The sequence below is a fragment of the Micromonospora sp. 4G55 genome, assembly GCF_016803375.1.
The window spans coordinates 1-11,393 of sequence record NZ_JAEVHN010000155.1 but is presented as its reverse complement, the minus strand read 5'-3'; the positions used below and the strand labels follow the sequence as shown (position 1 = coordinate 11,393).

8 protein-coding genes and 5 pseudogenes are annotated in these 11,393 nt (G+C 72.7%); 5 read left to right on the top strand and 8 right to left on the bottom strand.

All coding sequences use genetic code 11. From position 1 onward, the window contains the following. The 4 genes from JNW89_RS15225 to JNW89_RS15210 form a co-directional block, all read right to left on the bottom strand. On the bottom strand, window positions 1-1,849 hold a 1,849-nt coding region (locus JNW89_RS15225), incomplete at its 3' end, for a choice-of-anchor D domain-containing protein (RefSeq protein ID WP_238449423.1). Window positions 1,850-2,075: 226 nt separating this feature from the next. Further along, on the bottom strand, window positions 2,076-4,754 hold the full coding sequence (locus JNW89_RS15220) for a helix-turn-helix transcriptional regulator (protein ID WP_238449422.1): 2,679 nt from the start codon (window positions 4,752-4,754) through the stop codon (window positions 2,076-2,078). 647 nt (window positions 4,755-5,401) lie between these two features. After that, complete coding sequence (locus JNW89_RS15215; RefSeq protein ID WP_238449421.1) at window positions 5,402-5,797, bottom strand: GGDEF domain-containing protein; 396 nt, start codon at window positions 5,795-5,797, stop codon at window positions 5,402-5,404. Further along, on the bottom strand, window positions 5,722-6,387 hold the full coding sequence (locus JNW89_RS15210; RefSeq protein WP_238449420.1) for a GGDEF domain-containing protein: 666 nt from the start codon (window positions 6,385-6,387) through the stop codon (window positions 5,722-5,724). The genes JNW89_RS15215 and JNW89_RS15210 overlap by 76 nt, the downstream gene beginning before the upstream one ends. 142 nt (window positions 6,388-6,529) lie before the next feature. Between JNW89_RS15210 and JNW89_RS37660 the strand changes: the two are divergent. The 5 genes and pseudogenes from JNW89_RS37660 to JNW89_RS15185 all read left to right on the top strand — a co-directional run. Then, window positions 6,530-6,892, top strand: a pseudogene (locus JNW89_RS37660) (hypothetical protein); the annotation flags it as partial. A 179-nt stretch (window positions 6,893-7,071) separates the two neighbouring features. Continuing rightward, window positions 7,072-7,395 (top strand): annotated as a pseudogene (locus tag JNW89_RS36765) (molybdopterin oxidoreductase family protein); the annotation flags it as partial. A 166-nt stretch (window positions 7,396-7,561) separates the two neighbouring features. Further along, complete coding sequence (locus JNW89_RS38095) at window positions 7,562-8,950, top strand: molybdopterin oxidoreductase family protein (RefSeq protein WP_375155097.1); 1,389 nt, start codon at window positions 7,562-7,564, stop codon at window positions 8,948-8,950. A gap of 65 nt (window positions 8,951-9,015) precedes the next feature. Next, window positions 9,016-9,135: pseudogene (locus JNW89_RS38790) on the top strand (helix-turn-helix domain-containing protein); the annotation flags it as partial. Window positions 9,136-9,401: 266 nt separating this feature from the next. Next, a pseudogene (locus JNW89_RS15185) lies at window positions 9,402-9,632 on the top strand (hypothetical protein); the annotation flags it as partial. 91 nt (window positions 9,633-9,723) lie between these two features. Here JNW89_RS15185 and msrA read toward each other — a convergent pair. The 4 genes and pseudogenes from msrA to JNW89_RS15165 form a co-directional block, all read right to left on the bottom strand. Further along, window positions 9,724-10,242: a peptide-methionine (S)-S-oxide reductase MsrA gene (gene msrA / locus JNW89_RS15180; protein ID WP_238449418.1), complete on the bottom strand. Its 519-nt coding sequence runs from the start codon at window positions 10,240-10,242 to the stop codon at window positions 9,724-9,726. Window positions 10,243-10,404: 162 nt separating this feature from the next. Next, window positions 10,405-10,695, bottom strand: a complete 291-nt coding sequence (locus JNW89_RS15175) for a hypothetical protein (RefSeq protein WP_238449417.1) — start codon at window positions 10,693-10,695, stop codon at window positions 10,405-10,407. Continuing rightward, the gene (locus tag JNW89_RS15170; protein WP_238449416.1) at window positions 10,689-11,009 is read right to left on the bottom strand and encodes a hypothetical protein; all 321 of its coding nucleotides are present in this window, start codon (window positions 11,007-11,009) and stop codon (window positions 10,689-10,691) included. The genes JNW89_RS15175 and JNW89_RS15170 overlap by 7 nt, the downstream gene beginning before the upstream one ends. Before the next feature lie 90 nt (window positions 11,010-11,099). Next, a pseudogene (locus tag JNW89_RS15165) lies at window positions 11,100-11,393 on the bottom strand (hypothetical protein); the annotation flags it as partial.

The window sequence follows — 11,393 nt, the reverse complement described above, 5'->3', positions numbered from 1 at the left end:
CGACCGCCAGGTTGGGCGTGATCGACCTGGCCCCGTAGTTGACCGTCGACGTCTTCGGCTCCGGCCATTCGCCGTTCCACGCCGTCAGGAAGCCGGCGGACGTCGGCGTCACCGCGGTGATGTTGACGACCGCGGCCCGCATCCGCCAGTTGGCGTCGTAGCCGTAGTTCAGCGCCAGCCGCACCTGGTGGTCGGCCGGCAGCTTCTGCCCCCAGTCGCTACGGCTGTCGAAGAGCCGTCGCGGGACCACCGGCAGGAACTGCCCGCCGAGTCCGCGCTCGGTGAACATGAAGCTGTTGTCGCTGGCGTAGAAGCCGACCACGTCGACGATCGCGTGGGTGTAGCCCGAGCTGTTGTTGATCGCCACCTTGCCGCCCGAGCCAACGGCCACCGTCACCGAGTTGGACCGGGTCCAACCCCGCTTGAAGTTCAGCGACGAGGCGTTCGGCTTCGGCTTGCCCGACGGGTACACCGTCAGGAAGCTCGACGCCGTCGGCTCGGTGACGGTCACGTTGAGCACCACCGCGGACACGCCGGTGGACGGGACGCCGCCCCGCCCGGTCACCTGGAGGTTCGCCGTACCGTTCGGGCCGAGCTTGGCCTTCGCGGCGCCGTTCCCGGTACGCGTGTCCATGATCCGCGCCGGTGAGAGCGGGTAGTAGGTACCCCGGGAGCCGATCACGCCGTTCGCGGTCAACGGCACCGTGCGCGGGCTGGAGAGGCTGTTGTTCGGCAGCTCCAGGACCGCGGTCCGGATGCCCGCGCCGGCCGGCACCGGCGCGACGTCCACCCGGCAGGTCTGACCCTTGGCGAGCGTCGCACCCTTGCAGGTGTCGGCGGTGACGACGAACGACGAGGCGTCGGTGCCGGTGACGGTGGCCGCCCCGAAAGTGGTCGGCTCCGCGCTGGTGCCGGTCACCGTGACGGAGTTCGCCTGGCCCCGGTCGGCGATGTACTGGTCGCCGAAGGAGAGCGAGGCCGGGGAGACCCCGACCGTACGCGGGTCCAGGCCGTTGACGCCGAGCTGCACGTACCGCTTGCCCAGCGACGTGTTGTCGGGGAGCTGGAGCCACGTCCAGTCGCCGCCCAGCTTGGTCGGTGCGGCGCTGATCGTGATGGTGCAGGTCTCCCCCGGGGCTCGGGTGGTGTCCGAGCAGGTGTCGCCGGTGATGGAGTGGGCGGTCGTCGGGAAGAGGAAGCTGGCCGTGCCGAACACCGTCGCCGCCGACCCGGTCGACGTCACCGTGATCGTGCGGGTCACCGGCGCGCTGCCCACCAGCCGGTCGCCGAAGTTGTGCGACATGACGTCCGTCGCGGCGGCGGCGTAGTCGACGGACGACTGCCACCGGATCTCGCCGTGCAGGTCGTCGTAGCTGGAGAAGCAGGAGATGCCGTACGACGCCGCGAAGGCAGTCAACGCACCGGTCTCCGGGTCGGTGGTGGCTTCCCGGACGGTCAGCGTGCCCGGAGCCTCGTCACAGCCCGCCCCGGCGTGCTGCACGTCGACGAGGGCGTACTCGGCGCTGGGGTAACCGGCCAGCTGATACGTGGTGCCGGCGGTCCAGGACGCGCCGGTCGGCGGGGCCAGTCGCCACGTCCAGTTGTCGCCGCCCTGGTCGGCGCGGAGGTTGAGCTCACCGCCGGCGGCCGCGCCGACGGTGAAGGTGGCGCCGGCGGCCTGGTCGAACACCTGGGAGCCCTGGTACCACCAGGAGTTGGGGTGGCCGTCGACGGTGAGAGCGGTGTGGGGAGGGGTCGCCGCCGGGGCGGCGATGGCGGGACCGGACACCGCCGTCGTCACGACCACCGCGGCGATGACGCCCGAGAGGACGCCACGGATGTTGGGCAAGAAGAACCCCCGTATCACTGGATGAGAAAGTGCCAGCGGACCATAGGCGGGAAATCCATCGACGGGCAACGCGGTACCGGGAGAACTGACCGAAAAGATCATCCGCCTCGTCCGGTCGTGTCACCGATGCCCGGGTCCGGCAGGGCCCAGCGCTGTCCCGGTGTGACGCGGCGTTGCCGTCAACCGGTCCACCGGCGGGCGCGCGGCCGCCCGCGCCGCTGACGGCTCACTCGATGGAGGAGGACCGGACGATGGCTGCCAGCTGGGATCGGGAGGTGATGCCCAGCTTGGGGAACGCCTTGTAGAGGTGGTAGCCGACGGTCCGCGGGCTGAGGAAGAGCTGGGCGCCGATGTCGCGGTTCGAGGCGCCACCGGCCGCCAGCCGGACGACCTCCCGTTCCTGGGGAGTGAGGACACTGAGCGGGTCGCCGGCCCTGCGGGGCGCGGCCGGCACGTCCCCGGTCGCCCGCAGCTCGGCACGGGCCCGCCCGGCCCACAGCTCCGCACCGAGTCGATCGAAGATCTCCAGTGCGCCGCGCAGCTCTGCGCGGGCGTCCGCCCGCCTTCGGGCCCGCCGCAGCCACTCGCCGTAGGCGAGCCGCGTCCTCGCCTGTTCGTATGGTTGATCGCCCCTCTCGTGGACCCGAACGGCAGCCACGAAGTGCGCTTCATCCTGCTCGACGAGGGCCCGGCAGCGTAGGGCGATCGCGTCCGATGCCGGTTGACCGACGTACCGCGCCCAGGTCAGGTAGCGCTCCAGCGGCTCCCTGGCCCGTTCCGGCTGGTCACTGCGGACGGCTGCCTCGATCCGGTCGGCGGCGCAGAGGACTCCGATTCCCGTCGGCGGGATGGCCTCCAACTGCCGCAGGGCGGCCTCCGGGTGTCCCAGGCCGAGTTCGAGCCGGCCGAGCGCCCAGCGCCCGATGCTCGCGGCGAGAACCAGCCCCCGGTCGTCGGCTCGCCGGACACCTTCCTCGGCCTTCTCGCGGCACCCCGGCACATCCGCCTGATGGGCGAGCACCCAGGCGATGCAGCAGGTGAGGTGGGTGACCCGGTGCTCGTGACCCAGCTCCGTCGCCAGCCGCAGCCCCGCGTCGAGCGTCGCCAGCGCCTCGCCGTACGAGCCGAGCAACCCCTGTACGAACCCGTGGTCCTGCAGCGCGAACGCCAGCCAGCCGATCATGCCGCTCTGCTGGCATTCCGCCACGACCCGTCCGGTGATTTCTTCGCAGCGGGCGGTACGGCCCGCGGGGAGGCAGGCAGCGGCGGTGAAGGTCAGCCCGGGCACGCCCAGCCCGGCGAGCGCGGGTACGTCGAGCACCTCGCTGATGAGCTTGACTCCGCCGGGAATGTCGCCGCGCAGCAGCCGGGTCAGCCCGATCGCCTGGCTGACCAGCGGCGAACCGGGAAGCGCCTGGAGCTGCGCGGCTGCCTGCTCCGCCAGCCGCGGGTCGCCGGCGAACCAGGCGCAGCGGACGGCCTCCACCAGCAGCCAGTGGGCCTGCTCGGTGGCGTGGGCCGCTACGCGGGGGACGGTGTCCATGATGATGCGGCCCGCCGCCAGCGGGGTGCCCAACTCGAATTCGCGATGGGCGCGTACCTGGGTCAGCGCCACGATCATCGTGGGGTCGTCCACCTCGGGGGTTGCGCGGTCGGCGAGTGCGGCCGCACGGCGCATCAGGCCGGCGTCGCTCGCGGCCAGTGCGGCGGCGGCCAGCCGCGCGGATCGGCGTACCGGATCGGCGGTGAGCTCGGCGGCGCGTTCGTAGGCGGCCGTCATCGCGGCGTGGCCGCCACGGGTACGGGCCCGGCCCGCCGCCTCCTCCAACCGTTCCGCGACGTCCTCGTCGGGACCGAGCGCGGCGGCGGCCAGGTGCCAGGTCCGCCGGTCAGCGGCATCCGGCGCGGTCGAGCTGGTCAGCGCGTCGGCAAGCGCTCGATGTACGGCGAGGCGTCGGCTGACGGAGGCACTGTGATAGGCGGCGGCCCTGATCAGGGGATGACGGAAATCGACGACCGACCCGCTGATCTCGATCAGCCGGCTCCGCTCGGCCGCTTCGAGACCGTGCAGGGAAGCGCCGGCAGCGACCAGCGTCGCAAGCTCACCCGAGCCGCCCGCCGCCGCGATCAGCAGCGCAGCGCGCGCGTGCTCGGGAAGCTCCGCCATCTGCGCGTGGAACGCCGCCTGGACGCGATCGGCCACCGGCATCGCACCCACCGGCGACAGTCGTCCCGCCCGCTGTTCGGGACTGAGCGCGGCGGGCAACTCGATGAGGGCCAGCGGGTTGCCGTCCGACTCCTGGATGAGGCGCTCCCGCACCTGGGGCGGAAGGTCGGCGGGGAGCAGCGCCGCGGCCGCGGCTCTGTCCAGGCCGCCCAGCCGCAGCTCGTCAAGCCCCGGGGCGGGGAAATCCGGGCGAGCGGCGAAGAGCATGGCGACGCCGTCCGCGTCGAGTCGACGCGCGGCGAAGACAAGGGCGTCGGTGGATGCCTGGTCGAACCACTGCGCGTCGTCGATGAGACAGAGCAGCGCGCCGTCCCCGGCCAGCTCGGACAGCAGGCTCAGCGTGGCCAGTCCGACCAGGAACCGGCTCTCCGGCGGGGCGTCGCCCAACCCCAGTGCACCGCGGAGCGCGGTGGCCTGCGGGCCGGGCAGCGCGTGGATCCGGTCGAGCCCGGTACGCAGGAGCAGGTGCAGTGCGGCGAACGGCAGTGCCGCCTCGGACTCGATACCGACGCCGCGCAACACCCGTAGGCCGGCTGCCCGGCCGGCGGCGTACTCGAGGAGTGCCGACTTGCCGATCCCCGCCGGACCGCGCATCACCAGCGTGCCGCCGCGACCGTTCCGGGCGCCTTCCAACAGCCGTTCGACCTGCGCCTGTTCCTTGGCCCGCCCGTGCAGCACGACTGGCAACCTACCGTCACGACGACTGATTCGGCATCGCGCCGACCTCCGTAGCTTCGTGATCAGACGCACGTCAGCACCACGAAGGGACCCCGAGATGGTTACCGCCGCCAGCACCGTCCAGACCGCCGATGACGCCAAGCTGCTCTGCTTCGCCCTCAAGCAGGACGCGATCGGCTCGGGCGCCAACGGAGTCGTCTACCTCGCCGCCGCGGCGATCTTCGGCGAGATGTTCGGCCTTCCCGCCGCCTTCCTCTACCCGATCGGCGCGTTCCTGGTCGCTTTCGCGGCCGCTCTGCTCTTCCTCGCGTCGAAGCCGAGGGTGAGCCGGCCCGCCGTGGGTGTCGTGATCGCTGTCAACACCGCATGGGTGGTCGCGAGCGTGGAACTACTCATCGCCGGGTGGTTCCCGCTGACCGGCCTCGGCACCGCACTGGTGATCGCACAGGCGGTGGTGGTCGCCGGCTTCACCGCTCTACAGCTCGCCGGCCGGGCGACGGCGAGGGCGGCGGCGGGGCGGATGAGAGAGCGCTCTCACGATGAAGTTTGTCGATGGTTAACAAATCTGTCAAGAAGGTTGCCTATTGTGCCCTCGGGCCGCCCGAGCCCGCCCGGTCAGCCGGCCCGGCGGTGGCCGACCGGCGGCGTCACGCGCCGACGGTGTCGGTGGACAGCAGTCCGTGGCCGTCGAGCGGCCGGTCGCCGCCGCGACGCTGCTGCTTCACCCGATAGAGGCGCCGGTCGGCCACGTGCAGCAGGGTCTCCAGCGTGTCGCCGTCGTGCGGAGCGGTCGCCGCGCCGATGCTGACGCCGGTGTGCCGGCGTACCGCCGCCTCGATCCGGGCCGCCACCGTCCGTACCGTCGCCTCGTCGGCGTCGCTGAGGACGACCACGAACTCGTCGCCGCCGACCCGGGCGACGGCGTCCTCGGGGCGCAGCACCTCCCGCGTCGCCGCCACCGTCTGCTTCAGCAGCTCGTCGCCGGCGGCGTGCCCGAGGCGGTCGTTGACGCTCTTGAAGTCGTCGAGATCCAGACAGAGCATGGCCGGGCCGCGCGACCGCATCTGCGGAACAGGTGCTGGGTGAAGTCCGCCAGGCCGCGCCGGTTCAGGGCGCCGGTCAACGGGTCCAGCGCCGCCAGGGCGCGCAGCTGGGACCGCTGCCGCGCCAGCTTCCGGGTCTGGGTGGAGCAGACCGAGATCAGGACCAGCATGCCCGCCATGTAGAGGAAGACGTGGCCGGGCCGTGGCGGTTGCCCGAGGGCGGCCACGGCGAGGTACGACGCGAGCAGAAGTGCCTCCAGCGCCATCATCAGCCGCAGGTGCGGGGTGTAGCTGGCCACGAACACCGTGGTGGTCACGAACCCCAGGGCGGCCGGTGAGGCGGCCCCGCCGTCCCAGTACGCGCCGAGCGCCGCCATGGCGATGGTGACCAGCAGGATGGTGAACGAGACCCGGTAGCCGGCGGCCTTCGTGGTCACCGTCCGCGCCGCCCAGATGCCGACGGCGCCGGACGCCATCCCGCAGCTGTAGGCGGTGAGCATCAGGGGCCGGTTCGGTTCGCCGGTCGTCATCAGGCAGTAGAGGACGGCGATACCGTGCGAGACGACGTGCAACGCCGCCGTGAGCAGCATCCTTCGCCGGCGCTCGTTCACTCCGCCCACCGCACCCTGACGACGGCTGCTGGGGAGGCAGCAGCGCGAACGGTCGGGGTGGCCATGCCGGTGGTACGTGTCGAGGCCGCTGCGCGGAGGGGCCCTGCCACGCCGCCATTCAATGATGTGTGTTACATCACCGTCAATACCCGAATCGGCGCATCTGCCCTGGCCAGCGTGCGGGTGGCCGAATTCGGCCGGCGGCAGTACTGTCCGTGCCCGCCCCGCTGCGCCCCGCGCTGGCCGGTCGCGGGGGATGACAGCCATCCGGCGGCGTGCCACCATACCGACCAGTCGGTATTCCATCCCGAGGGGGCCCGCGATGCCGGGAACGACCGCGACGCGTACCGCGTACCGCACCTGTCCGCTCTGCGAGGCGACCTGCGGGCTGACCCTGACCATCGCCGACGACCGGGTGACGCACGCCCGGGGCGACCGCGAACACGTCTTCAGCCACGGCTTCGTCTGCCCGAAGGGAGCCGCGTTCCCGCAGCTCCTCGCCGATCCGGACCGCCTGCGCCGACCGCTGCTGCGGGTCGACGGCACGCTGCGCGAGGTGGGCTGGGACGAGGCGTTCGCCGCCGTCGAGGCCGGCCTGACCGCCGCCCGGGCCGGCGCCGCGACGCGGTCGCCGCCTACCTCGGCAACCCCACCGTGCACACGATGGCCGGCGGGCTCTACGCCGGCCCCCTCCTGCGGGCGCTCGGCACCCGCAACGTCTTCACCGCCAGCACCGTCGACCAGATGCCCAAGCACGTCTCCTCCGGCTACCTGTACGGCGACCCCAACGCCATCCCGGTACCCGATCTCGACCGCACCGACCTGCTGGTGCTGCTCGGCGCCAACCCCTGGGAGTCCAACGGCAGCCTCTGCACCGCGCCCGACTTCCCGGGCCGGCTGCGGGCGTTGCAGGCACGCGGCGGCCGGTTCCTGGTCGTCGACCCCCGCCGCACCCGCACCGCCGCGGCCGCCGACGAGCACCTGCCCATCCGGCCCGGCACCGACGCGCTGCTGCTCTTCGCCCTCGTGCACACGCTCTTCGACGAGAGCATGGTCCGGCTCGGCCGGCTGGCGGAACACGTCACCGGCCTGGCCGACGTCCGGGAGCTGGCCACCGCGTTCGCGCCCCGAGCGGGTGGCCGAGCGGTGCGCGGTGCCCGCGCCGCGCATCCGGCGCCTCGCCCGGGAACTGGCGGCCGCCCCCACCGCCGCCGTCTACGGTCGCGTCGGCACCTGCACGGTCGCGTTCGGCACGCTGACCAGCTGGCTGGTCGACCTGGTCAACGTGCTGACCGGCAACCTGGACCGGCCCGGCGGGGCGATGTTCCCGCTCGCCGCCCACCAGCGGACCCGGGCCGCCGGCCCCGGCAAGGGGTTCCGCACCGGGCGCTGGGCCAGTCGGGTGCGCGGCCTGCCCGAGGTCAAGGGCGAGCTGCCGGTCGCGACCCTCGCCGACGAGATCGAGACGCCGGGGGAGGGCCGGATCCGGGCGTTGATCACCGTCGCCGGCAACCCGGTGCTCTCCACCGCCAACAGCGACCGGCTGGACCGCGCGCTCGCCTCGCTCGACTTCATGGTCAGCGTCGACCCGTACCTGAACGAGACCACCCGGCACGCGGACGTGGTGCTGCCGCCACCCGACCCCGCCCGCGCCGGCCACTACGACTTCGCGTTCCTCACCCTGGCCGTGCGCAACGTCGCGAGCTACTCGCCGCCCGTCATGCCGATGGCGCCCGACAGCCTCGACGAGTGCGACATCCTCGCCCGGCTCACGCTGATCGCCGCCGGGCAGGGCGCCGACGCCGACCCGGCGGCGCTGCACGAGCAGCTGCTCGGCCAGGTGCTCGCCGACGCCGCCGAGGCACTGGACCGGCCGGCGGACGAACTGCGGGCGCTGGTCGCCGGGGACCGGCCGGCCGAACGCCTGCTCGACGCGCGGCTGCGGCTCGGCGCGTACGGCGACCGGTTCGGACAGCGACCGGACGGGCTGTCCCTGACCCGGCTGCTGGAGCACCCGCACGGCGTCGACCTCGGGGCGCTGCGACCGCGGCTGCCGGAGGTGCTGCGCACCCCGAGCGGCACCGTCGAGCTGTGCCCGCCGCCGATCGCCGCCGACGTGGCCCGGCTGCGCGACGCCCGCGACGCGCCCCCGGAGGGCTTCGTCCTGGTCGGACGCCGGCACCTGCGGTCCAACAACAGCTGGATGCACAACGTGCCGGCGTTGGTGAAGGGCCGCGACCGCTGCACGTTGCAGGTGCACCCGGAGGACGCGGCCAAGCTCGGGCTGGCCGCCGGGGAGGACGCCCGCGTCACCTCGCGGGTCGGCTCGCTCGTGGTGGCCGTGGAGGTCACCCCTGACACCATGCCGGGCGTGGTCAGCCTGCCGCACGGGTGGGGCCACGACGTGCCCGGCACCCGGCAGGCGGTGGCCCGCGCCCACGCCGGCGTCAACGCCAACGTGCTCACCGACGAGACGGCCGTCGACCCGCTCTCCGGAAACGTCGTGCTCAACGGCATCCCGGTGCGCGTCCAGCCGGCCTGATCGGCGGCGCCTTGCGTACGCTGGCGCACCGGGCCGGCGGGCGGCCCGGAAGGGCGGGATCACCGGTGGGTCGGACGGGGGACGGGGAGGCGCTGCCGCAGCGGCTGCTGGCGGTCGCCACCAGGCTGTTCGCGGAGAAGGGCTTCGAGAAGACCTCGGTCCAGGAGATCGTCGAGGCCGCCGGGGTCACCAAGGGCGCGATGTACCACTACTTCGCCGCCAAGGACGACCTGCTCCAGGAGATCTACCAGCGGCTGCTGCGCATGCAGCGCGAGCGCCTGGAGGCCATCATGGCCCGCGACCAGCCGGTGGCGCTGCGGCTGCGGGCGGCCGCCGCCGACGTGGTGGTCACCGCGATCGCCAACCTGGACGACGCCACGATCTTCCTCCAGTCGATGCACCTGCTCTCGGCCGACCGCCGGCGCGCGGTGCGGGCGGCCGCCGGGAGTACCACGAACGCTTCCGGGAGCTGGTGGAGGAGGGCCAGCGCGCCGGGACCTTCCGCGCCGACGTCCCGGCCGACCTGGCCGTCGACTACTTCTTCGGCGCGGTGCACCACCTCGGCGCGTGGTTCCGCACCGACGGCCGGCTCACCGCCGAGCAGGTCGGCGCGCACTTCGCCGACCTGCTGCTCGCCTCGCTGCGCCCGGACCCGCCCGCCGACCCGCCGCCGTCCCGGTGACGGTGCGACGTCGGACCGGTCGCACCCGCCGAGCCGCGCCGCTGCTGGTCGCGCCCGTCGTTCGCCTGCCCGCCGCGAGCGGAGCCGGCCGCTACGCGGCTTTCTCCCCTCGACGGGGGAGCTTCCAGTCCGGCCGGACGAAGTGGCAGGTGTAACCACCGGGATTGCGCTCCAGGTAGTCCTGGTGTTCGGGCTCGGCCTCCCAGAACGGGCCGGCGGGAGTGACCTCGGTGACCACCTTGCCCGGCCACAGTCCGGAGGCGTCGACGTCGGCGATCGTGTCCTCCGCGACCCGCCGCTGCTGCTCGTCGGTGTAGAAGATGGCCGACCGGTAGCTGACGCCCACGTCGCCACCCTGACGATTCTTCGTGGTCGGGTCGTGGACCTGGAAGAAGAACTCGAGAAGATCCCGGTAGGACAGCTTCTCGGGGTCGTAGACGATCTCGATCGCCTCGGCATGGGTACCGTGGTTGTAGTACGTGGCGTTCGGCACGTCCCCGCCGGTGTATCCGACCCTGGTGGCGAGCACGCCAGGACGTTTCCGGATGAGATCCTGCATTCCCCAGAAGCAGCCGCCGGCCAGGATCGCCTTCTCAGTCGACTCGCTCATCGCTCCGCCCTCCGGTGCGGGTGCTCGTGCTCGTACCTCGGGCACGCCCTACGTCCTGCTGGCGACCGTGGCCTTCCCGTTCCGGCTGCCACCATGCCGACCGACGGGAACCTGAACGCCGGTACGGGCGACGGCGCCGCGCCGTGCGGGCTTTGGGCCGGATCAGCAGAACCAGCCGTCCTGGACCCAGCCGTGGCGGTTGATGTGCCCGTAGGCGAACCCGTAGACGTAGCCGCCGCTGCGCGGGCCCTCGACGAGGAAGGTCTGGCCCTGGTAGAGGGTGCCCATCCAGGCGCCGTTGGGCTGGGTGCGGACGAACAGGTCGGTGGCGCAGACCGTCTCACGCTGCCCGATCGTGCCGGTGTCGGCGTGTGCCGCGGCCGGTGCGGCGACGAGGGCGACGGTTCCCGCCAGCACGGTCGCCACCGCGCGGGCGACGGATCGGCTCACCATGAGTCGTACCCTCCAATGCACTCGATGCGCAGGTAGCCCCAGTCGTTGGGGCCGAAGTCGAAGGTCGCGGCCCAGCCGTTGTAGACCGGGTGCGCCCCGGGGGTGTGACCGATCTTGTTGCCGTAGGGCAGGACCCGCTTCAGGCCGTAGGGACCGCTGACCGAGTCGTAGTTGTCGTAGAAGCTGGCGCTCTGGCAGATGACCACGGCGTGCCGGGGCACCACCGGATCGGCCTGCGCCGGTACGGCGCCGAGCGTGGCCACCGCGGTGCCGATGGCCACGGCGGTGACTCCGTGCAGGATTCGTCGGGGCATGCCTGCCTCCCGTCGCTGCGAAGATAATTGCCAGCCACGGTATCAAGAGCGTCGATATCTGTCGATGTCCAGTTCATCGACGGTCATCACTCATCGGCGGGCTCGTGCCGTCACCTCCGCGGCCTTGCGGCGATGGGCGGCGGCGTCGTCGGGACGGCCCAGCGCGGTGGCCAGGTCGGCGAGGTGTCCGGCCACCGGCCCGAGGGTGAGGACCCCGCTGCCCGCGCCGGCCAGCTCGTCGGCGGCGGGCAGCAACTCCGCGTACGCGTACCGCATGGTGGTGCGGTCGTCGAGGGTGAGCGCGGCGCGGGCGGCGAGGCACAGCCGCGCCTCGCGGAGCAGGTCGTGCGGTGACTCGGGGAGGGCGCCGAGCGCCGCGCCGGC

What these genes read in the sequence shown, in the direction of transcription:
- msrA (WP_238449418.1), bottom strand. Translation starts at nt 10,242, where the DNA reads ATGAGCGAGTCGACTGAGAAGGCGATCCTGGCCGGCGGCTGCTTCTGG.
- JNW89_RS15210 (WP_238449420.1), bottom strand. Translation starts at nt 6,387, where the DNA reads ATGCTGCTCACGGCGGCGTTGCACGTCGTCTCGCACGGTATCGCCGTC.
- JNW89_RS15175 (WP_238449417.1), bottom strand. Translation starts at nt 10,695, where the DNA reads ATGGTGAGCCGATCCGTCGCCCGCGCGGTGGCGACCGTGCTGGCGGGA.
- JNW89_RS15170 (WP_238449416.1), bottom strand. Translation starts at nt 11,009, where the DNA reads ATGCCCCGACGAATCCTGCACGGAGTCACCGCCGTGGCCATCGGCACC.
- JNW89_RS15215 (WP_238449421.1), bottom strand. Translation starts at nt 5,797, where the DNA reads ATGCTCTGTCTGGATCTCGACGACTTCAAGAGCGTCAACGACCGCCTC.